Here is a 20,200-nt window from a genome sequence, read left to right as displayed (position 1 = left end):
TGTTATGCTAAAATTATTTTAAATTCTTTCGTTTCTTCATCAGAAAGTATTATCTTTGCAGCTATGACTCAAGTTTCAGGTTTTATATTGTCTCCTGTAGATGCAGTTTCGAATAGATTCACGAAAATCTTCGAGCTCTCTACCAGCGGTTTTAATGTCCTGCTCCATGCCAAGCGCAACGGTCAGTGGTGGATATTGAAATCGTTGAAGCCTGATGTGTCTTATACGTGAAAAAGTTGTCACCTTTAGGATGGTTAAACTAAATTTGTTACTATCTATTTTTCTTATCACTAAATGAGTTACGCATTTTTATTTTTATCACTATATGGGTTGTCTGCGAATACCCATTATACCTAACTAGGTTACTCTTTTTAAGGAGCTATCCCTAGAAAGGTTACGGTGATGATATTCTTTCAAATGCAAAGATACACATTTCAAGTAATTTGAAGAATTTTACATAAAAAAATGAAAGTGGATTGGTTCAAAACGGTTCAATTTCTGTTTGCCGGGCAATTTTGTTTGAAAGTAATTTGGAGATTCCGAATAGAACTTCATGAAACAGCAAAAGCTTCAAACCGCAACGACGGTTTAAAGCTTTTGCTGATAGTATGCTCGGCATGAGCATTGTCTAATGGGTGCAAGTCCCTAGTAAGCCCTAATAGCGGGAATTACCTAGCCAATGTCAAGGGTGTCCATCGTGAGTTGGAATCTGAAAGAAGCCGGCGGCAAACATCTGACCTAACGTACAGAAACTTCATACAAGGCATATGACCGTGGATTAGATTGCTATACAAATCAAAGTCCCATAGCTATTCGGAACGGTTGGTGTAAATGAAGTGGGTATAAGATGGAAAGACAATGCCCTTATCCGAGGAGGTCTCACGGACTTGTCGAATAGCTATGTTGCGAAAGGCAAGGAGTGAGTCCACTTGAAAAAGTCATTTTTACGAAAACGTGCCATTGATTGTCAATAAGTTACAAAGATAAAAATATGATTCTGGACTTTTTCAAGTGGGCTCAGGAGTAAAGCTAGCCGTGAGAAGTCAGCAGATGTCATAGTAGTGTGCTTTTCGATATAGCGCATGAAGGACAGAACCTATATTAAACGATAGTAATTGAAACATACCTTATGAAAGTAAGAACGCAGAAAACATTGGCAGAAGTTAATGGCTGCCCCCAAAGAGCTAGGACGGAATCCGAATGGTATGGGGTAGCGCAGACTTTCATGTGGATGTGTGAAGACAACATCGTGGAAGTACCATTCGACAAGGAGCACTTGTTGGAGCGAATCCTTAGTCCCGATACCCTGAACCAAGCCTACAAAGCGGTGGTTCTCAACAAGGGATGCGGCGGTATCGACAAGATGTCTTGTGAGGAACTCCTCCCTTGGCTCTTGGCTAACAAGGATTCTCTGATACGTTCCTTGCAGGACGGTTCATACCGTCCGAACCCAGTCCGTCGAGTAGAGATACCGAAGGACAATGGCAAGAAGCGCCTGTTGGGCATCCCCACCGTGGTTGACCGATTGGTGCAACAAGCCATCAACCAAACCTTGACACCCATCTATGAGCGACAGTTCTCGTCACGGAGTTACGGCTTCCGCCCAAGGCGAGGATGCCACGATGCACTTAGGGGAGCGCAGAAGATAATCGACAATGGCTATATATACGTTGTCGATTTAGACTTGGAACGCTTCTTCGACACGGTGAGTCATAGCAAACTCATAGAAATCCTAAGCCGAACCATCAAGGATGGGAGGGTTGTCAGCCTTATACACAAATATCTTCGCAGCGGTGTGATAAACAAGGGCTTGTTCGAGGCTAGTGAGGAGGGAACTCCCCAAGGAGGACCGTTGAGTCCACTGCTGAGCAACATCATGCTCAACGACTTGGACAAGGAACTCGAACGCAGAGGTCTCCCCTTTGTTCGGTATGCAGATGACTCGATGATATTCTGTAAGTCCAAGCGAGCAGCAATGCGAGTCAAGGAGTCCATCACCAAGTTCATAGAGGGCAAACTATACCTCAAGGTGAACAAGGAGAAGACGGTTGTCTCGTATGTGCGTGGTGTGAAATACCTCGGCTACTCCTTCTATGTATCCAAAGGCAAATGCCAACTGACTGTGCATCCCAAATCCAAAGCAAAGATGAAAGCCCGATTAAAAGAGCTTACGAGTCGGAGCAATGGATGGGGATATGCCAAACGGAAGCAAAAGCTAAAGGAATACATACGAGGTTGGGTGGGGTACTACCACCTAGCTAATATGAAGCGGCTGCTTCAAGAAACGGACGAATGGCTGCGTAGGCGAATACGTATGTGTATATGGAAGTCTTGGAAGAGAGTCAAGACGAGAATTGCCAACCTCGTAAGGTGTGGTATAGATAAATACCAAGCCTATATGTGGGGCAACAGCCGTCTTGGGTATTGGCGTGTAGCAGACAGTCCTATTTTGAAAATGGCTATCAGCAATGATAGTCTTCGTAAGACAGGGTATGTCACGCTGATGGGTTCGTATCTCGAATGGCACCCAAAGTAGGAACCGCCGTATGCGGAACCGCACGTACGGTGGTGTGGGAGGTCGGTGAATGCGAAAGTAGGAGGTAAATGCCTCTTATGAGTAACATTTACCTCCTACCCGATTAGCTCATCGTCAAACTCTCGGATGTCTTCGTCAGTCAATACTCCGTCATAGTATAGGTAACATACGGTGATGTAATATCTACCTCCTGACATCCCATCGTATCGGCGAGCGATATGCTTGTCGAATTGGTATACCTTATCATATAGTTTGAGGTATGCATCGTGTGCATCCTCTGCTGATGCGTTCTTGTTCATCCTCAAATCCGCAACCTATAGGGTTTAGTGGGATTTTGCTTGCAAAGCGACAAAATTCATTTTATTGTACATATTTCTTGCACAACAGAAATGTCGCAGACACAAAATCCCCTTACCCCATAAAGCGACTTGAGGTAATACGCTGGTTTAACCAGAAAAGCATGGTCTTTAACCAAAGTCTGTCTTGAACAGGTTGGCATAAGCATTGTTGTCTGAGTAAATGTTCAATACATGCCTACGTGATGTCTTAATCCATTTCGCAGGAACAGAGATGAACTTGAAAACAAAGGTCTTGATTCTGCTGGTGGCACGCAATCCAAATTCATGGGTTTTCAATCTCTGCATAATAGCTTTGTAGAAGTTTCTGATGAGAGCTGTCATAAGCAGGAATACAGTATTCTGTGCCATGAACGATTTTGGCAATCGATTCCAGCCAAAGCCATTGTTCATGTCATCGAAGATGCGTTCCTTGCCACCACGAAGATTGTAGAATTCCACGATGTCTCTTGCACTCGACTTGTAATCGTTAGTCAGTATACATCTGTAGGTATATTCGCCTTCCCAAATGTCAAGGTCTCCATCTATTCGCCTTTGTCTCTGTATGACAAGACGATACGGTTTTCCTTTCCATTTCTCAACAAGGATAGAATTCAACTCAAACTCAATACCGTTGATTTCAACAGTTTTCCATCCAGTTAAGGCAAACATGGAATCGTAGAAAGAAGAGCATCTGTTGGCACGAATATAAAAATACCTGCAATGAGCCTCTACCATATCTACGATTTCCTCCGAACATGAGCCGCAATCCATGCGGGCACGAGAAATATATATTTCCGAAGCCTCCAATCGCTTGAAGATTCTTTCCAAAGTTTCTTTTTGGTTGAAGCGCACGTTTGTGTTGCCGTCTCTATTTTCAATACCAACAATCATGTCGTTAATGACAGCTACACCTGGACTATAGCCCAAGAACTTCTTGTAGGTTGGTTTTGCATCATACTTCTCTGTTTCAATGAACTGATGGTCAAAGTCAAAATCATACTCTTGACCGGATTTCAATTGACCAGTAGCAAGCAGGGCATTGACCAGTAAGCAGTTCATCTTGTCTGCAGTATTGAAATCATAGGATTTGCCAGAAGCAGACTTATAGGTGATGCTCTTAAAGGTCAGTTCTTCGATAGCACGTAATATGGTGTCTGCGCTGCAAGTGCGAAGAGTTGGATGAAGAGATAAATGTTTCATCAGGTGAGTTGTAACATCCTCAATACATGAGCCACCACAAAGATATACGCACATCAGAGAGCGTAGAATCTCGCTATATTGATAACCAAACATAGTGCATCTCAATCCCAAGGTGGAATCTATGGTTTGAGCTAAAAGAGCATCAAATTGCTCCATAATCGAAAAAATTCCCCCAAAAGGAGTGAGTTTCTCAGATTTTATTTGTACTTTTGCCATGTCATTCAGAATTTTGTTTGTTTTTATTTTGCAACACTAAGATAAGTGAAATTTCTGACATGGCAAAATCCTGAGCAACTTTTTGTTGCTCAGGTGCTTATAAAAAATATTAAATTATAGTGTTGCGGAAATTAGATTCATGAAATCTTTGGTAGATTGCATGAACTTGGCGCACTCTCGCTGCAAGCCCAAATTAATAAGCTTGCGAGCTGTTTTCTTCTGAGACTTCGTTAATTCTATCATGTTCTAAACGTTTCTTTTCCTTTTTAGCTTTGTTTCTTTTGGACATACATTCCTTGCAGATGTGCAGTTTGTGTCCTTTACCACTGAACGACTCGTTGGATTTATACTCTCCACACATCTTGCAATAATGTCCTTGATGCTTATGTTTCTTTTTACCCATGACTTATTTTGCAAACAACTTTCCTATGAGATTCAAGAGATTAGAGACAGTCTCTTTGCTCTCCACAGGTATCTTGATGGAGGTTTCGCCTGTCTGCTCGTCTTTCTCAACAATGGAATCAACCAGATGGGCAGTGGCTTCTGGCGACTTTAAGGTTTCGGCTAAGCCTGAGAGGAAAGATATTCCTTGGGCAACCAAATCCTTAGGATGACTTGAGCGATTAGTAACGGATTCTCTGTTCGAAGATGAATTCGTTTGTTGCTGGATGGAAACCTCTTCTTTATTCTCATCAGATTTATGTTCGTCGCAAGCCTTGTCTGTTTCCAAATCCTTAGGATTGATAGTTGCAAAGCTTTCCTCGGCCTTTGGCTTTTCTGTCTGACCTTTGGAATCTTTAACGTTATCAGCATCCTTGACTTTCTTGACCTTCTCTGTTTCTTCGTCCTCTTCCACTATACCGCTCACGGTTTCCATCATCTTGCTGAACTTATCATCTGTGATGAATACAGAATCTTCGCCATCATCAAGGACACCCTCAAACATAGAGGTCTTGAAACGTAATTTACCGAGCATCTCCTCCTCAATGGAATCAGGTGTTACAAGATTGATAACCTGGATGTTGTTCTGCTGCCCAAGGCGATAGATGCGACCAATACGCTGTTCGAGAACGGCAGGATTCCAAGGCAAGTCGATATTGATGATAGTTGCGGCAGATTGCAGGTTCAAGCCTGTGCTGCCGGCATCGGTAGAGAGGAAAACCCGGCTCGATGGTTCGTTCATGAAATTATCTACTAGGTTCTTACGCTTTTCGGATGGTACGCCACCATGCAGATATTCAAAGCCTATTTCTTTTTTCTCCAGTTCCTTGGCGATGAGGCGGGTCATGCGTTCCCATTGACTGAATACCACAACCTTTTCACCTTCCTCGCTGATAATGTCGCTGATGATGTTCACGCATTCTTCCACTTTGGTGTCGTATCTCGTCTTTTGATCGAGGATATAACTGCTGTCACATACCATGCGCATCTGCGAGAGGAAGAGCAGAAGACGCTTGCGGTCTTTATCGGACAGAAAATGCATCTTGCGCCATTTCAGAACCAGGATACGTACTTGGTTCTGCCACTCCTGATGCATCTCCATCTGCTCGTTGGTCATCGGAATGAAAAGGTTCTTGTCAGAACGCTCAGGCATTTGGAGTTTCACATCCTTCTTTCGACGACGAATGAGAATATCACTCAGCTTCTTGCCTATGTCGTTTAAGTTCTTATAACCTAGTACTTTTCCCGTTTCATCTGTAATGATATGCTTGTCTTTGAAGAGGTAGTAAGGGGCGAGGCGGAAATTATCAACAAACTCTACGATAGAGTAGAGCTCATCGAGCTTGTTCTCCAAAGGCGTTCCTGATAGAATCACGGAATAGTCTGATTCTATCTTTCTTGCCGCACGGGAAATCTGCGTGTTCCAGTTCTTCAGGCGCTGCACCTCGTCCATGATGAGCATATCGGTTTGCAAACAGCCGAGTATCTTGATGTCATTGGCGGCACTATTATAGGAAATAATCTTGTAAGGTTCCGGGCGGTTGTACGCTTCCTTTCTCTTGAGATGACTTCCCTCTATGACGAAGACTTCGGCATCAGTAAACTTCTTGATTTCACTTCGCCATTGATATTTGAGCGAGGTAGGGCAGAGGATGAGTACAGAGCCAATAAGACCTTCCTTGCGTAGCAGTTCGGCAGTACCTATAGCTTGGATTGTCTTTCCGAGACCCATCTCGTCGGCAATGATAGCCTTTCCTGCCTTTGCAGCAAAGCGGATGCCCTCTTTCTGGTAAGGATAGAGGTTTACTTTCAGAAGATTGTTGAGTTTCTCGTCATCGTATGTCTTCACAATCTTCATTCTTTTCGCTTTTTCGCGAATATCGATGATAAAGTCAATGACATCTTTATAGCATCTGAATGTATCGCTGATTTGGCGAGCTTGTTTCAAGAAAGAGCCAATGCGGGCATAGGCTGATTTCTTCAAGACATGGTTCTTGTCAAAGTAATCTTTGGCTAACTGTTCGTATGCCTCCTTGTTGTCTGAGCCGATACGAATCTTTACGCATCGCTCATCCCGATAGGAGAGATAGACAGAAGTATAAGGTGGCAATTCCCGATGTACATGTACGCCCCTCTTTCCGCCAAACCATTTCTTGACGGCTTCGATATGTTTGCAAGTGCCGAGTCTCGAAGTCTTGAAATCCATGCAGGAACAATAATTCCATTCGCTGTTGGCTCCACGATACACCACCTTGTACTCGTTGTTCTTTTCAGGGTTGCGAACGATATACTCTCCAGGGCAAAGGGCGTCATCAACACAACTGATATCGAAGTGCTCGATATCGGTCACCTGCTTGCGCAGTTTGATTTGCCATTCTTCCAAAGTCATGTTTTCGGGTTTCACGATATGCGAAACCTTGTTTTTCTTCTTTTTCCTGTTGGTCTTCTTGGTGCTGTTGCCGTCTTGACCAGCTACCTGCTTATTGTTCTTTGCCATTGTTGTGTTGCTTTATTTAAAACGTTTAAATATATTTGAGGCAAAGTTACACATTATAAATGAAAGATACAAGGAAATCGTGGAAAATTAACTAAAAATTATAGGTGAGGGAAAATAGATGTTAGAAAAAACAAGTAAAACGTTGAAACGCTTGCGGATGCAGAAAGATATAGGGGAGAACGTTGAGGTATATACGGAAAGTCATCGAAAGATATAGAGGTAGTACCTGGAAGATATAATAGAAGTCTTTGAGACATATAATGGAAGTTGCTGGAAGATATAGGAGTAATTGCCGGAAGAGTTAATGCCTACGACCGCACAACAGCTGTTGTGCGATAAAAAGAGATCATCTTCCCAATGTCGGGAAAATGATCTCTTATATCTTTTCTCTGTACTTTATCCTTTCCACAACCCGTGAAGATTGCAGTATTCGCGAGCCGTAACATCCTTGGCTTCAGCATTTGTCATGAAGATGGCCTCTGGCTTTTCGCCCGGCTTCAACTCGTGACGAAGCACATCGGTAGGGGTGAGCAATTCTATCCATTGGATGTAATGCTCTGGTAGCATCGGATGCTCCACACTTCCTACTGTTACGCGATAGCCGCCCTCGATAGGTTCTATCACAGGCACGTGCTTCTCTTTGGCGCCATCGTTGGTGTTTTCCTTCATCAGCTTCATCGGCTCGCCACAGCAACTGAGCACGGCTCCTGGGTTTACAACTTCTACAACATTGCCACAAATCTGGCAGCGGTAGATTTCTCTAACTTTTGTCATAATGGTTCCTCCTATTATTTTATGAATGTGTTGCCTGAATATCAGGCATTTCATTCAGATGATTCCTTTGTGAGGATTTCCTTCGGGTGATTCCTTCAAAAGAGCCTTATTCCTCTACAGGGCTGAAATCTTCCTTGCCTACTCCGCAAAGAGGGCAAACCCAATCATCTGGGATATCCTCGAATGCTGTACCTGGAGCGATGCCGCCCTCTGGATCACCTACTTCTGGATCATAAATCCAACCACACACGTCGCAAACATATTTCTTCATAATGTTCCTTTCTTTTTTAATTTGATTGATTACTGTTATCTATTCACTTTTAATCAGACAGGTGCGTTTGCATATCTTTCTGATTTACTATGCAAATATACACTTTATTTCTGTAAGAACCAAATAAATATGAAAATATTATAATTTTATTATCCTTTTTAATCTAAATAAACAAAGATTTCTAGATGTACTTGTGAATAAAGGAGTTATTTGTCTTTTTAGTGGTGTTTTGATAGAAGATTTGATTGTTTCATGTGAAACATCTCGAAAAAGAAAAGCTCGCAAGATGATTGTTTGGTATCTTGCGAGCTTCTTTGTATTTAAGTTGCCTTGCGGTTTCTGCAGCCGCCTTCTGGTTTTTCTAATGTGCTTCTAGCCAGTTGTTTCCCCATCCGGCATCAGCAACCAGAGGCACACTGAGCTGGTAGGCGTTCTGCATCTCTTCTACCACAATCTTCTCTACCTTTTCCTTCTCTTCCGGATATACGGAGAAATTGAGTTCGTCATGCACCTGGATAATCATCTTGCTCCTGATGCCTTCTGCTCTGAATCGGTTGAAGATGCGGATCATAGCCACTTTGATGATGTCTGCCTCTGAGCCCTGGATAGGGGCATTGATGGCATTGCGCTCGGCAAATCCTCTTACAGTACCATTCTTGCTGTTGATGTCTGGCAGGTAGCGACGGCGGTGAAAGAGGGTTTCGGCATAGCCTTTCTCTCTTGCCATTTCCTTTGCCTTCTCCATGTAAGCCTGAACACCAGGAAAGGTGCGGAAGTAGTCTTCTATGATCTGCTTTGCCTCTCGGTTTTCGATGTTCATGCGTTGGGCAAGACCGAAGGTCGTGATGCCGTAGATGATGCCGAAGTTGGCAGTTTTTGCTTTCTTGCGCTGTGCATCTGTTACTTCTTTGATGTCTTCGTGCCAAATCTTGGCAGCTGTAGCTGCATGAATATCAGAGCCTTCACGGAATGCTTCTACCATGTTTGGATCCTGGCTCAGGTGTGCCATGATGCGAAGTTCTATCTGTGAATAGTCGGCAGAGAAGAACAGGCAGCCTGGTTCTGGGATGAAGCATCTGCGTATCTCCTTGCCATCGTCATCGCGTACAGGAATATTTTGCAGGTTTGGATCACTTGAAGAAAGACGTCCTGTGGCTGTGATGGCTTGGTTGAAAGAGGCATGAATGTGACCGGTGCGAGAGTTGATAAGCTTTGGAAGGGCATCTATATAGGTTCCCAAAAGTTTCTTTAAACCTCTGTAGTTCAGTATCTCATCGATGATTGGACTCTTGCTGCGCAGCTGCTGAAGAACTTCTTCGCTTGTTACGTACTGGCCCGTCTTCGTCTTCTTAGGCTTCTCCACAATCTTCATCTTTCCGAAGAGTATTTCTCCAACCTGGCGTGGGGAAGCGATATTGAACGATTCGCCTGCCAACTCATAGATATGATGTTCTATCTCATTGAGGCGGTTGGTGAGTTTCTCGGATGTTTCCTTCAGGGTATCGGTGTCGATGCATACTCCCGTCATCTCCATGTGGGCTAAAACAGGTACAAGCGGCATTTCTACATTCCAGAACAGATCTTCACAATCTATTTCTTTGAGTTTTGGTTCGAACACATTTTTCAATCTCAAGGTGATGTCGGCATCTTCGGCAGCATATTCGTAAATGTCTGATGGGGCGAGATCGCGCATAGACTTCTGGTTCTTTCCCTTCGGACCAATCAGTTCTTCGATGTGGATGGTCTGATAGTTGAGGAATACTTCTGCCAAGTAATCCATGTTGTGGTAAAGTTCTGGCTGGATGAGATAGTGGGCGAGCATCGTATCGAACATCTTGCCCTGAATCTCTATGCCGTAGTTCATCAACACCTCGATATCGTATTTGATGTTCTGCCCCACTTTCAAGATTTCCGGGTTCTCGTAGAGAGGTTTGAAGATGTTTACGATTTTTAAGGCTTCTTCACGATTTGCCGGAATTGCTACGTAGAAAGCCTCTTTTTCCTTCACGGCAAAGCTCAAACCCACCAATTCTGCATCAATGGCAGCGGTAGATGTGGTCTCTGTGTCTAGACTGATAATATTGAATGTCAATAAATAGTCATAAAGTCTCTTTGCATCTACTTCTGTATCAATGAGTTTATATGAATGAGAGGTCGTTTTAATGGTCTCAAAACTCGCGTTTTTTGGCTCTCCCTTACTATCTGCCAGCTGTACGCCAAATAAATCGAGTTCTCCTGTAGGCTTTGTTTGCACCTTTTTAGGTTTGTTAAGAACTCGATTAGCAAACGACTTAAACTCTAACTCGGTGAAGATTTCATCCAATTTTGTATTGTCTGGCTCTACCCGTTTCAAATCTTCCATCTTGATCTCTACCGGAACATCGGTTCGTATGGTTGCCAGGAACTTTGACATCCTGATATCTTCTACAGCACCCTCCACTTTTTCGCGGAGCTTGCCTTTCACTTGAGAAGAGTTCTCGATAAGACCTTCTACACTACCGAACTCGTTGATAAGTTTGATGGCTGTCTTTTCTCCCACGCCCGGACAGCCTGGGAAGTTATCAGCTGAGTCGCCCATCAGAGCAAGGAGGTCGATAACCTGGAGTGGGGAAGTGATGCTGTATTTCTCTTCAATTTCCTGTACGCCCAACTTTTCGTATCCACCGCCATGACGAGGACGGAACATGAAAACATTGTTACGAACCAGTTGTGCGTAATCCTTATCGGGTGTGAGCATGTAGGTTTCCATCCCCTTTTCACCTGCCTTCAAGGCAACTGTTCCAATGATATCATCCGCCTCGAAACCATTTACCTGAAGGATAGGGATATGATATGCCTCCAGGATATTTTTGATGATAGGCACAGAGAGTTTGATGTCTTCCGGTGTCTCTTCTCGTTGAGCTTTATATGCAGGGAAAGCCTCATGACGGAAGGTCTTGCCATGGTCGAAAGCCACCGCGATATGGGTAGGTTTCTCCTTGGTAAGTATCTCGTTGAGGGTATTGCAGAACCCCATTACACACGAAGTATTGAGTCCCTTCGAATTGATTCGAGGGGCTTTCATAAAGGCGTAATACGACCTATAAATGAGCGCATACGCGTCTAAAAGGAACAATTTATCCATAATATTCATTTTTGTGGTGTAAAATTACTAAAAAAATGCGATATTTCAAGAAGAATTGATTAATTTTGTAACAAATTTCAGAAATTAAGTAGATTTACTCACATATAATGGACTATTTATCACTTATCAAGCTGCCTATAGAGGCAGAATTAGCAGATTTTATAGATTTGTTCAACAAGTCTCTCATGCATAGCGATGGCCTTCTTTCCCAGGTGCTCGACCATATCCGTCAGCGCGCTGGAAAACGTATGCGCCCTATACTCATCTTGTTGATGGCACGTAATTTTGGAAAGGTTTCCAGTGTTACCCAGCATTCTGCGGTAGGTCTGGAGCTTCTTCATACCGCTTCGCTGGTACATGATGATGTGGTTGATGAGAGTGAGGAGCGCCGCGGACAGGCTAGCGTGAATGCTACTTATAATAATAAGGTGGCTGTGCTTGTGGGCGATTTCATTCTTTCCACCGCCTTGCTTCATGTATCTTATTCGCATTCAGAGGAAATCGTGCGTTATCTTGCTGAGTTGGGACGTATCCTGTCTAATGGTGAGATTCTTCAGCTCAACAGTATCAGTAATGAAGAGATATCGGAAGATATTTATTATCAGGTGATTAAGCAGAAAACGGCTGCTCTCTTTGAGGCTTGCGCCGGTATCGGAGCGATGTCTGCCAATGCTTCAGAACTGCAGGTTGAAGAGGCGAAACGTTTCGGACAGAACTTGGGCATCATCTTCCAGATCCGTGATGATATCTTTGATTATTATGATTCCAAGGAGATAGGTAAACCTACTGGTAATGATATGGTTGAAGGAAAACTGACTTTGCCTGTAATATATGCTTTGAAGTCTACCGGTAATGAGGAGATGATGAAGCTTGCCAGAAAGGTAAAGGCTCATACTGTAACGGCTGATGAAATAGCTCAGTTAGTGGCATTTACAAAGGCAAACGGAGGTATTGAATATGCGGATAAGCGCATGTGGGATTTCCATGCCGAAGCCATGAATTTCCTCGATACTTATGTGGAGGATAAGGATATTTACAATGCCTTGAAGGCTTACTTGGATTTTGTGATTGAAAGAAAAGCTTAATATAAAAAGGGTTGGTTCTCAGAGAGAATCAACCCTTTGTTTTTTTGTATTCTATTGAAAATCAGGTACTTTTCTTTAGATTTTTCTTTTAAACAATACTCTAGAATTCTCTTTAGAAGTATCTTAAATGGTACTTTAAAACTATCTTTCTAAGTATGTTTAATGTTACTTTGAAATTATCTTTAGAAGTACTTGATTTCCTTGCCCAGAATTTCGCTCAAGAGGAGGTTAGTCAGGCGTGATGTGCCGAGGCGCAACCACTGGTTGGTCAGCCATTTCTCGCCCAAAACTTCCTTCACGATAGTGTAGTAAACTACGGCATCATGAACGGTATTGATACCACCTGCAGGCTTGAAACCAATCTGGATTCCAGTCTTCTCGTAATATGCCTTGATTGCCTGGCACATGACGTATGCTGCTTCTGGGGTAGCAGAAACCTTCTCCTTGCCTGTTGAGGTCTTGATATAGTCTGAACCTGAGTACATTGCGAGGATAGAGGCCTTCATGATGTTGCTGCAATTCTTCAGATCGCCTGTCTCCAGAATGCACTTCATCTTATGCTCTCCGCATGTCTCCTTGAGTTCCTGAATATCATCGCAGAGACCCTCGTAATCTTCGCTGAAGAACTTGCCAACAGGCATTACGATATCCACCTCTGTAGCACCATCCTTAATAGCCATAGCGGTTTCTGCAATCTTTACCTCGATAAAGGTCTGAGAGGATGGGAAATTGCCACTTACTACCGCGATTTCTACGCCGTCAACCTCCAGACTCTGGCTGATAAGGCCGGCAAAGTTAGGGTAGGTACATACGGTTGCTACGTGAGGAAGCTGAGGATAATCCTTGGCAAACTGGTTCACCTTTTCAATCATCTTCAGGATGCTTTCTTCTGTATCTTCTGTATGGAGGGAAGTCAACTCGATGCTACCGAAGAGGAACTTCTTGACCTCCATGGTCTCATTCTCTGCTACCTTCTCATCGAGAATCTTCTTTACTGCAGCAGCTACTTCCTCATCGTTGAGGTTGCAGTTGTACTGCTTTAAAACTGATAAATACTTGTCGTCTGACTCTTTATACTGTCCCTGCTGTGCAAGAACCTGTTCTTTAATACTGCTCATACTTAATGTTATTTATATAATTATTAAAGTTAAGTTTTTATATGAATAGCAATTTTAATTCTTGTTATCTTGTTCTTTATCTTCCTGATGTTCAGATAGTTTTGGGTTGTTTTTATGTCTTTCAGCATCCCTTTTGGTCTTCTTGTCAAAACTCTTCTGGAGTTCTTCTGTCAAGTCAACCCCAGTCTGATTTGCCAGGCAGATAAGCACCCATAGAACATCGGCCATCTCTTCGCCCAAGTTAGGTTTCTCGCCTTTCTTGAAGCTCTGGTCACCGTATGTTCGGGCAATGACGCGTGCCAGTTCGCCCACTTCTTCCGTGAGGCAAGCCATATTGGTCAGTTCGCTGAAATAGCGTACGCCATATTCTTTAATCCACTGATCTACAGCTTCTTGTGCTTCTTTTATTGTCATCTTCCTAATTCTTTTTGGGGGAAAGATGCCTTTCTTTCAGAGTAGGGCATTATTCCTTGTTGTGAGTATCCATCATGATGGTTACCGGTCCATCGTTCAGTAAATCTACCTTCATATCGGCACCAAATTCGCCTGTTCCTACTGGCTTTCCGAGTGCATCGGATAGCTTTTTGCAGAACTCCTCATAGAGTGGAACGCTGATTTCGTGCTTGGCTGCTCTGAGCCAGCTTGGGCGGTTTCCTTTCTTGTAGCTGGCGAATAGGGTGAACTGGCTGATGACCAGAATCTCACCATTTATATCCATGATGGAGCGGTTCATAACATGGTTTTCGTCGTCGAAAACACGGAGTCCTATTACCTTTCTGACCAGCCAGTCTACATCTTCTGAAGTGTCGCTTTCCTCTATTCCCAAAAGGATCAGATAGCCTTGCCTGATAGCAGATTTAATCTCTCCTTCGATGGTTACTGAGGCGTGAGAGACACGCTGTATTACGATTCTCATATTACTACTTTGAACTTTGAATGTTGAACATAGAACTTTATGAATAGCATTTGTGGAATGCTTGCTTCGGTTCTGTTCTTCTTCTTATTATTAATATATATATAGTATAGTTTGAACTGCAAATATACAACTTTTATTTCATATTCTCGCCTTTTTCTTCGAAATATTTTGAAAGAATTTCTGCCTTATGAGGACCTAATACTTCTGAAAGTTGTTCCAATGATGCTTCTTTCATCTTTTTCACGCTCTTAAACTTGCTCAGCAGGGCTTCTTTAGCCTTCGGACCGATGCCTTTGATATCGTCTAATTCTGAGTGAAGAGCATGTTTGCTGCGCTTGTCGCGATGGAAGGTGATGGCGTATCTGTGCACCTCATCCTGTATCTGCGTCAGAACCTTGAACAGTTCACTTTCGGGTGGTAGGGCGATGGTTTGAGGAGGGAATCCGAAGAGAAGTTCGTTGGTCCGATGGCGGTCGTCCTTGGCAAGACCTGCGATAGGAATATCCAGGTGTAATTCGTCAACAATAACCTCTCTTACTACGTCCATTTGACCCTTTCCGCCATCGGTAATAATGAGGTCTGGAAGTGCAGTTTCTTCCTCTATCATGCGACTGTACCGGCGTCTTACCACTTCTTGCATGGATGCGTAATCATCCGGTCCTTCCACCGTCTTGATGTTGTATTTCCTATAGTCTTTTCTGGATGGTTTCATACCTTTATATACGATGCAACCTGCCACGGCATCAGTACCGGATATGTTCGAATTATCGAAACATTCTATCTGATAAGGCAGCTTTGGAAGCTTCAGTTTGGCTTGTAATTCCTTCATCAATCGGGTCTGTTTCTGCTCCGGATTGAGCTTTTCTGCCTGCTTCAGACGGTCGAATCTATACTGCTTGCAGTTCATTTCCGACAGCTCCAGAAGGTGCTTTTTGTCACCTCTCTGGGGTACGAAGAAGGTTGCATCTTTCAGCTTCCATTCCATTTCGAAGGGCACGATTATCTCCTTCGATGTGGAGTGGAAACGCTCTCTGATTTCCGGAATGGCAGTAATCAGAAGTTCCTCGTCGCTCTCCTCCAGCTTGCGCTTATACTCGTAGGTGAAGCTCTGGTTGATGGTTCCGTTTTTTACATGAATATAGTTGATGAAGGCGTTTTTGTTGGCATCATCATTTACGATGGTGAAGACATCTACATCTGTAATGGTATGGCTTACTACCTCGCTTTTTGCCTCAAATTCATCCAGTAATTGGTACTTTTTCTTATATTCTTCGGCTATTTCAAAACGTAGAAGTTCTGCATTTTTCATCATCAAATCGTAGAGATATTTGCTTACTTCCCGCGTGTTTCCCTTCAGAATTTCACGTGCCTGGCGCATGTTTTCCTGATATTCCTCATAGCTCTGCTTGTTGATGCAGGGTGCTCCGCAGTTGTGGATATGATACTCCAGACACGGCTTGTATCTGCCTTCTGCAACGCCTTCTCTGGTGATAGGCATTCTGCAGGTACGGGGCTTATAAAGCTTTTTGATAACCTCTAAAACGGTATACATGCTGCCGATATGAGGGTAAGGACCGAAGAAGGTTCCCACTTTTTTATTGATATGACGAGTTTTGAAAATGCGTGGAAAATACTCGTTTGTTACGCATATAGAGGGGTATGTCTTGCCGTCTTTCAGCAGGACATTGTATCTTGGATTATACTTTTTGATCAGGCTGTTTTCGAGCAAAAGTGCGTCTTCTTCTGTGTTTACGACCGTATAAGATATGTCGTGAATCTTAGAAACAAGCACCTTTGTCTTGTATCTGTCTACCTCTTTATGGAAGTAGGAAGATACTCTTCTCTTCAGATTTTTCGCCTTTCCCACATATATAATCGTATGATTTTCGTCGTAATATTGGTAGCTTCCTGGCTTTTCCGGCATACTTAAAACGATGTTTTTAAGCCTAGCCAAGCGCTCCTCATTCTCTTGTTTCGTCATATTTTTACTTGTTTTTAAAGGGAAAACGAGCGTTACTGTTTCACGTGAAACGGCAACGCTCTAGTGTCTTTTACTGCTTCCTTGCTGCATTCTCGCAGTATTTCTTGCAGTCTTTTTGCAGCTTATAACTGTAATAAAGTAGTTACTTCAACGTCTGGATCAAAGGAATTTCTGCCTTCGAAATTCTCGTTTACGAGTTCGATGATGAAGTTGGCATATACCTTTTTCGGATGGAATTTCTTTACCAGGTCGCATGCTGCTTTCATGGTTCCACCGGTGGCAAGGAGGTCGTCGTGGAGGAGTACGATATCGTTTTCATTGATGGCATCTTCGTGGATTTCGATAGTATCGATGCCATATTCCTTAGCATAACTTTCCTGTACGGTTTTGCATGGAAGTTTGCCCGGTTTGCGGCATAAAACTACGCCGGCTCCGAGACGAATAGCAAGGGCAGAAGACATTACGAAACCGCGTGATTCGATGCCTACAATCTTGGTGATTCCTTTATCTTTGTAGAGTTCATACATCTCATCGCTGATCTCTTTTAAAGATGCAGGATTCTTGAAAAGGGTTGAAACGTCGCGGAAGTTCACACCCTTGATTGGCCAATCTGGAATGCAACGCAGATTGTCTAATAATAGCTGATTGTTCATTACTTTTTATGCTTTAAATTGATACTTATTTTGTTCTTTTTTCTTGTTTCTTTTTATGGGCTTTTTGCCCGTTTGTTTTTGCGTTTTGCTTGATTTAATCAGCTTTTGTTTCACAAATTGCTGAAGTTTTACTTTAACCGCAAAACACTTGATGCAACCTTCCTTAATCGGTTGAGCATCAAATGTTTTGTTGATAGTCTGTTTCACGTGAAACATTGGGAATTCCCTTGTTTCTCGCTGTGAAACGGCTTATCTTCCGAGTAATACGAGCATCACGTTGATATCGCTTGGTGATACACCCGGAATTCGGCTTGCCTGTGCCAAAGTTTCCGGGTCGATGCGCTCGAGTTTCTGGCGTCCTTCAGTGGAGATTTCGTGGAGCTCGGAATAGTTGAAACGGCCCTTTATCTTGATATCCTCCAAGCGGTGCATCTTGTCGGCGATGAGACGCTCTCGTTCGATGTAACCTTTGTACTTCATCTTGATTTCTGCAGCTTCCGTTATCTCTTCCTTTCGGTTAGCTGGTGCATCCAGTGCAGCCTTCAGGTCCGGAATAATCTCCGAAAGATTCGTGAGGTTCAGATGCGGGCGAGCGATGAGGTCGATGAGCTTGCAGCCGGCGCGAAGTGGAGTAGTGCCGAGCGCCTCCAGTTTTGGATTTATCTCATCCTTCTTGATAGGATAGTTGGCGCAGAATTCGATGATTCTTCCGATGGCTTCTTTTTTCTCGATCCACCAGTCGTAGCGGTCGCGCTTGGCAATTCCGAGTTCGTATGCTTTTTCGGTGAGTCGGGCATCGGCATCGTCCTGACGGAGCAGAATGCGGTATTCGGCTCTGGAGGTAAACATGCGGTATGGTTCGTCAACTCCCTTTGTGGTGAGATCATCGATGAGTACGCCGATATAACTCTCATCGCGGTTCATCTCGAATGTTTTGTCGCCAACACAATGCAAGGCTGCGTTGATTCCGGCCACGGTTCCCTGTCCTCCTGCTTCCTCATAGCCGGTAGTTCCGTTCACCTGTCCGGCAAAGAAGAGACCTTTGATGATTTTCGACTCCAGTGAATGTTTGAGTTGGGTAGGGTCGAAGTAATCGTATTCGATGGCGTATCCCGGTCTGTAAATCTTGGCATCTCTCAAAGCAGGAATTTCGTGAAGTGCATTCAGCTGGATATCCATCGGCATGCTTGAAGAAAAACCGTTCAGATACATCTCGTTTGTATCTTCGCCTTCCGGTTCCAAAAAGAGCGGATGCTGATCCTTGTCGGGGAAGGTGACGAGCTTCGTTTCTATACTCGGACAGTAACGTGGACCGGTACTCTGAATCTGTCCATTATATAAAGGTGAGTCAGCGAGACCGCTTTTTAAAGTTTCGTGTACCTTCTTGTTGGTGTAGCAAGTCCAGCAAGGCAATTGTTTCAGAACCCGATGTTCTCCCATGTAAGAGAACTGGTGGAAATCGCTGTCGCCCGGCTGTTCTTCCATATCTTCGAAATGAACACTTCTCTTGTCAATTCTGACCGGAGTTCCGGTTTTCATTCTGGCTGTAGTGATACCCCATCGGGTGATGCTCTCCGTAAAGTTGTGTACGGCAGGTTCGGCGCATCTTCCGCCTTCAACCATCTTTCTTCCTACATGCATCAGTCCGTTGAGGAATGTTCCAGCGGTGATGATGATGCTCTTGGCATAGAATTCGGCTCCCCAGATGGTTTTTACGCCGATGGCTTCTCCGTTAGCTACGAGCAGTTCGTCAGCCTGGTCTTGCCAGATGTCGAGGTTGTCAGTATGGTCGAGGATGGTTCTCCATTCCCAGATAAACTTTCCTCTGTCGCATTGGGCACGGGGGCTCCATACGGCAGGCCCCTTGCCGATGTTGAGCATTCGGAACTGGATGGCGGTTTTATCCGTTACGATACCCATCTGTCCGCCCAATGCATCGATTTCGCGCACAATCTGTCCCTTGGCAATACCTCCGATGGCGGGGTTGCAACTCATCTGTCCAATCTTGTTCATATCCATCGTTATCAAACAGGTTTTGGCACCCATGTTTGCAGAGGCTGCTGCAGCCTCGCATCCGGCATGTCCTCCACCGATAACGAGCACGTCATAATTGAATTTCATACTTCGTTTAATCTATATTTTTTCTAATTTTCGGCAAAAGTAAGAAATAAAATCGAAATTTTAGCAAAAATACTTTGATAAATCATTAAAATATAGTAATTTTGCAGCAGACTTGCGAAAATATACCTAGAAATGAGGATTGCAGAATGCCTGAAAATAGGTATAGCAGGGACGAAAAGTGTGGAATATAAATTAGTTTCAAACAGTTAAATAATTAAATTTCAATCATTTATGTGGTTAATCAATTCATCTATTGGTAGAAAAGTAGTGATGTCAGTAACTGGTATCGCTCTTATTCTATTCTTGACATTCCACGGTTGCATGAATGTTGTTGCGCTTTTCTCTGGAGAAGCTTACAACACAATCTGCGAATTGTTGGGTGCTAACTGGTACGCCGTAGTTGCAACTTTGGGTTTGGCAGCTTTGGCAGTTTGTCACATCGTTTACGCTTTCATCCTGACAGCACAAAACCGTCGTGCTCGCGGTAACCAGCGTTACGAGGTAACAGCAAAGCCAGAGAAGGTAGAGTGGGCTAGCCAGAACATGTTGGTGCTCGGTATCATCATCGTTCTCGGTTTGTTGCTTCACCTCTTCAATTTCTGGTACAACATGATGTTTGCTGAATTCTTGGGTACAAGCTTCGGCCACAGCCCATCAGATGGCTTCGCATTCATTCAGGACACCTTCGCTAACCCAGTATTCGTAGTTCTCTACCTTATCTGGTTGGTAGCTCTTTGGTTCCACCTCACTCACGGTTTCTGGAGTGCTATTCAGACTCTCGGTTGGAGCGGTAAGACTTGGTTCTGCCGTTGGAAGATGATCGGTATGATTTACTCTACCATCCTGCTTCTCCTCTTCATCGTAGTTGTATTGGCATTCGCTTTCGGTTGCGCTCCATCTTTGTGCTGCGCATAATTCGTGTAATCATT

The 20,200-nt window shown here is 43.6% G+C and carries 17 protein-coding genes; 4 read left to right on the top strand and 13 right to left on the bottom strand.

The genetic code is table 11. The annotated features are described in order from the left end of the window. Positions 1-63: 63 nt before the first annotated feature. Both ONT08_RS05750 and ltrA read left to right on the top strand, forming a co-directional pair. The gene (locus ONT08_RS05750; RefSeq protein WP_181985866.1) at positions 64-231 is read left to right on the top strand and encodes a hypothetical protein; all 168 of its coding nucleotides are present in this window, start codon (positions 64-66) and stop codon (positions 229-231) included. Positions 232-1,129: 898 nt separating this feature from the next. Further along, complete coding sequence (ltrA, locus tag ONT08_RS05745; RefSeq protein ID WP_264959454.1) at positions 1,130-2,536, top strand: group II intron reverse transcriptase/maturase; 1,407 nt, start codon at positions 1,130-1,132, stop codon at positions 2,534-2,536. Between the two features lie 95 nt (positions 2,537-2,631). Here the strand turns inward: ltrA and ONT08_RS05740 are convergent, their stop codons facing one another. The 6 genes from ONT08_RS05740 to polA form a co-directional block, all read right to left on the bottom strand. Next, the gene (locus ONT08_RS05740) at positions 2,632-2,835 is read right to left on the bottom strand and encodes a hypothetical protein (protein WP_264959453.1); all 204 of its coding nucleotides are present in this window, start codon (positions 2,833-2,835) and stop codon (positions 2,632-2,634) included. A gap of 168 nt (positions 2,836-3,003) precedes the next feature. Then, entirely contained in the window at positions 3,004-4,290 is a 1,287-nt protein-coding gene (locus ONT08_RS05735; RefSeq protein WP_264959240.1) for an IS1380 family transposase, read from the bottom strand. 406 nt (positions 4,291-4,696) lie between these two features. Next, positions 4,697-7,228: a DEAD/DEAH box helicase gene (locus ONT08_RS05730; protein ID WP_254974467.1), complete on the bottom strand. Its 2,532-nt coding sequence runs from the start codon at positions 7,226-7,228 to the stop codon at positions 4,697-4,699. 396 nt (positions 7,229-7,624) lie between these two features. Further along, positions 7,625-8,002, bottom strand: a complete 378-nt coding sequence (locus tag ONT08_RS05725) for a desulfoferrodoxin (protein WP_254974466.1) — start codon at positions 8,000-8,002, stop codon at positions 7,625-7,627. A 106-nt stretch (positions 8,003-8,108) separates the two neighbouring features. Continuing rightward, on the bottom strand, positions 8,109-8,273 hold the full coding sequence (gene rd / locus ONT08_RS05720) for a rubredoxin (protein ID WP_022120120.1): 165 nt from the start codon (positions 8,271-8,273) through the stop codon (positions 8,109-8,111). Between the two features lie 361 nt (positions 8,274-8,634). Next, positions 8,635-11,397, bottom strand: coding sequence for a DNA polymerase I (gene polA / locus ONT08_RS05715; RefSeq protein ID WP_264959452.1), 2,763 nt, complete (start codon positions 11,395-11,397; stop codon positions 8,635-8,637). A gap of 107 nt (positions 11,398-11,504) precedes the next feature. On the opposite strand from polA, the gene ONT08_RS05710 reads away from it, so the two are divergent. Beyond that, on the top strand, positions 11,505-12,482 hold the full coding sequence (locus ONT08_RS05710; protein ID WP_264959451.1) for a polyprenyl synthetase family protein: 978 nt from the start codon (positions 11,505-11,507) through the stop codon (positions 12,480-12,482). Positions 12,483-12,664: 182 nt separating this feature from the next. On the opposite strand, the gene deoC is transcribed toward ONT08_RS05710, so the two are convergent. From deoC to mnmG, 7 genes are all read right to left on the bottom strand, one after another. Further along, complete coding sequence (gene deoC / locus ONT08_RS05705; protein ID WP_117729280.1) at positions 12,665-13,600, bottom strand: deoxyribose-phosphate aldolase; 936 nt, start codon at positions 13,598-13,600, stop codon at positions 12,665-12,667. A 54-nt stretch (positions 13,601-13,654) separates the two neighbouring features. Continuing rightward, entirely contained in the window at positions 13,655-14,014 is a 360-nt protein-coding gene (locus tag ONT08_RS05700) for a nucleotide pyrophosphohydrolase (RefSeq protein WP_118200223.1), read from the bottom strand. 49 nt (positions 14,015-14,063) lie between these two features. Further along, on the bottom strand, positions 14,064-14,516 hold the full coding sequence (dtd, locus tag ONT08_RS05695; RefSeq protein WP_118200224.1) for a D-aminoacyl-tRNA deacylase: 453 nt from the start codon (positions 14,514-14,516) through the stop codon (positions 14,064-14,066). Positions 14,517-14,649: 133 nt separating this feature from the next. Next, positions 14,650-16,497, bottom strand: coding sequence for an excinuclease ABC subunit UvrC (gene uvrC / locus ONT08_RS05690; protein ID WP_264959450.1), 1,848 nt, complete (start codon positions 16,495-16,497; stop codon positions 14,650-14,652). A gap of 122 nt (positions 16,498-16,619) precedes the next feature. After that, a complete protein-coding gene (locus ONT08_RS05685) occupies positions 16,620-17,150 on the bottom strand; it encodes an adenine phosphoribosyltransferase (RefSeq protein WP_117587136.1) in 531 nt (176 codons plus the stop codon). Between the two features lie 6 nt (positions 17,151-17,156). After that, positions 17,157-17,357, bottom strand: a complete 201-nt coding sequence (locus ONT08_RS05680) for a hypothetical protein (protein WP_147379943.1) — start codon at positions 17,355-17,357, stop codon at positions 17,157-17,159. A 42-nt stretch (positions 17,358-17,399) separates the two neighbouring features. Continuing rightward, positions 17,400-19,271, bottom strand: a complete 1,872-nt coding sequence (gene mnmG, locus ONT08_RS05675) for a tRNA uridine-5-carboxymethylaminomethyl(34) synthesis enzyme MnmG (protein WP_117587138.1) — start codon at positions 19,269-19,271, stop codon at positions 17,400-17,402. Between the two features lie 231 nt (positions 19,272-19,502). On the opposite strand from mnmG, the gene ONT08_RS05670 reads away from it, so the two are divergent. Continuing rightward, entirely contained in the window at positions 19,503-20,186 is a 684-nt protein-coding gene (locus tag ONT08_RS05670) for a succinate dehydrogenase/fumarate reductase cytochrome b subunit (protein ID WP_118254486.1), read from the top strand. The last annotated feature ends 14 nt before the right edge of the window (positions 20,187-20,200 follow it).

The organism is Segatella copri (genome assembly GCF_026015465.1).
GTDB classification, from domain to species: Bacteria; Bacteroidota; Bacteroidia; order Bacteroidales; family Bacteroidaceae; genus Prevotella; species Prevotella copri_E.
This window is presented reverse-complemented; position numbering and strand designations above follow the sequence as displayed.

What these genes read in the sequence shown, in the direction of transcription:
- ONT08_RS05750 (WP_181985866.1), top strand. Translation starts at nt 64, where the DNA reads ATGACTCAAGTTTCAGGTTTTATATTGTCTCCTGTAGATGCAGTTTCG.
- ltrA (WP_264959454.1), top strand. Translation starts at nt 1,130, where the DNA reads ATGAAAGTAAGAACGCAGAAAACATTGGCAGAAGTTAATGGCTGCCCC.
- ONT08_RS05740 (WP_264959453.1), bottom strand. Translation starts at nt 2,835, where the DNA reads ATGAACAAGAACGCATCAGCAGAGGATGCACACGATGCATACCTCAAA.
- ONT08_RS05735 (WP_264959240.1), bottom strand. Translation starts at nt 4,290, where the DNA reads ATGGCAAAAGTACAAATAAAATCTGAGAAACTCACTCCTTTTGGGGGA.
- ONT08_RS05730 (WP_254974467.1), bottom strand. Translation starts at nt 7,228, where the DNA reads ATGGCAAAGAACAATAAGCAGGTAGCTGGTCAAGACGGCAACAGCACC.
- ONT08_RS05725 (WP_254974466.1), bottom strand. Translation starts at nt 8,002, where the DNA reads ATGACAAAAGTTAGAGAAATCTACCGCTGCCAGATTTGTGGCAATGTT.
- rd (WP_022120120.1), bottom strand. Translation starts at nt 8,273, where the DNA reads ATGAAGAAATATGTTTGCGACGTGTGTGGTTGGATTTATGATCCAGAA.
- polA (WP_264959452.1), bottom strand. Translation starts at nt 11,397, where the DNA reads ATGGATAAATTGTTCCTTTTAGACGCGTATGCGCTCATTTATAGGTCG.
- ONT08_RS05710 (WP_264959451.1), top strand. Translation starts at nt 11,505, where the DNA reads ATGGACTATTTATCACTTATCAAGCTGCCTATAGAGGCAGAATTAGCA.
- deoC (WP_117729280.1), bottom strand. Translation starts at nt 13,600, where the DNA reads ATGAGCAGTATTAAAGAACAGGTTCTTGCACAGCAGGGACAGTATAAA.
- ONT08_RS05700 (WP_118200223.1), bottom strand. Translation starts at nt 14,014, where the DNA reads ATGACAATAAAAGAAGCACAAGAAGCTGTAGATCAGTGGATTAAAGAA.
- dtd (WP_118200224.1), bottom strand. Translation starts at nt 14,516, where the DNA reads ATGAGAATCGTAATACAGCGTGTCTCTCACGCCTCAGTAACCATCGAA.
- uvrC (WP_264959450.1), bottom strand. Translation starts at nt 16,497, where the DNA reads ATGACGAAACAAGAGAATGAGGAGCGCTTGGCTAGGCTTAAAAACATC.
- ONT08_RS05685 (WP_117587136.1), bottom strand. Translation starts at nt 17,150, where the DNA reads ATGAACAATCAGCTATTATTAGACAATCTGCGTTGCATTCCAGATTGG.
- mnmG (WP_117587138.1), bottom strand. Translation starts at nt 19,271, where the DNA reads ATGAAATTCAATTATGACGTGCTCGTTATCGGTGGAGGACATGCCGGA.
- ONT08_RS05670 (WP_118254486.1), top strand. Translation starts at nt 19,503, where the DNA reads ATGTGGTTAATCAATTCATCTATTGGTAGAAAAGTAGTGATGTCAGTA.